Genomic DNA, 1408 nt, shown 5'->3' with positions numbered 1-1408 from the left:
CGCTGTTGCCCGAACCAGACAAGGGTTGTGAGATCCGGATGCCAATATTTCTGGTCTGCACGTAGCCATCAAGGGCTTCCTGACCCTTTTCCCTGCCGTAGCCAGACTTCTTCACTCCACCGAACGGCGTTTCTACGCCGCCGACGTACCATCCATTCACGTACACCTGGCCAGCCCAAAGGCGATCCGCGCTCCAAAGAGCCCGGTCGATATCCCGGGTGAAAACGCCCGCTGCCAAGCCTTGATCGGTATCGTTTGCCAGTTCGATCCCTTTTATCGGATGATCGAAAGCAGTAACGGAAAGAACAGGGCCGAAGACTTCTTCCTGGAAAAGACTACTATTTGGCGCGACATCGGCAAATACAGTCGGCGCCATGAAATAGCCGCTTCGCTCCGAAAGTGCAGTTCCGCCGGCCACAAGCCGTGCCCCTTGCGACAGGGCCATCCGGCAGGCGCTCTCGACCCCCTCTCGCTGCTTTTGAGAGATCAACGGGGTGATGTCGCAGTTTTCGCGTCCTGGTCCAATTGAGAGTCCTTCGACGCAGGCCTTCACTCTTTCTAACGTTTCATCAGCGATTGAACGCTCTACAAGCAATCTTGTTAGGTTGTTGCAATTCTGGCCAGCATTTAGATAGGTGCCGATACGCACCGCTTCCACGACGGAATCGAGATCGGCATCGGAATAAACGACAGCGGCTGATTTGCCGCCCAGTTCCATGATGCAGGGCACGATGCGCTCCGCTGCAGCCTTGAGGACGGTTCGCCCGGTTGCCATGGAGCCCGTAAAGACGATGTGGCGAACATCGGGATGATCGATCAGCGCCTGGCCTGCCGTCTGGCCGTACCCAGTGAGCACGTTTACGGCTCCGGCAGGCAGGCCCGCGGTCTCACAGGCGCGAGCAAGTTCGATGCCTGATAAAGGAGCCAGTTCGGGGGACTTCACTACCACTGCGTTACCAGTTGCAATGGCGCAAGCTAGCGAACGGGCCGTCAGTTCGAGGGGGCCGTTCCAAGGAACGATCTGGGCTGACACTCCGAAGGGGCTTCTGACCGTATAGTCAACAAGATCCGCGCCCCGCGGAATAGAGCGACCTTCGAGCTTGTCCGCCAAACCAGCGTAGTACCGCAGGTATCTGACGGCGGTCCGAACCTCGCCACGGGCAAGGTCCAACGCCTTCCCAGTGTCTATGCAGTTAATGATCGCGACCTCGTCGCTGCGTGCCTCAAGTGCGTCCGCCACGCGGAAAAGCATGCGCCCACGGTCGTACGGGTGCATGTCTATCAAAACGCGGTCGCGAAAGACACGGTCGGCGGCAGCAACGGCGAGATGCACTTCTTCAGGTCCTGCCTCTGCAATAACCGCTACCGTCTCTCCGTTTGAAGGGTCATCAACCTCGATCCGTTTGCC

General features: G+C 58.2%; 1 protein-coding gene. It reads right to left on the bottom strand.

Annotation, left to right across the window (positions count from 1 at the left end; all coding sequences use genetic code 11):
• Nucleotides 1-1408 (bottom strand): aldehyde dehydrogenase family protein (locus NMG46_RS29505; RefSeq protein WP_254820780.1); only part of this gene is annotated, 1408 nt, incomplete at both ends.

The organism is Mesorhizobium sp. LMG 17147 (genome assembly GCF_024297145.1).
Taxonomy (GTDB): Bacteria; Pseudomonadota; Alphaproteobacteria; order Rhizobiales; family Rhizobiaceae; genus Mesorhizobium.
This window is presented reverse-complemented; position numbering and strand designations above follow the sequence as displayed.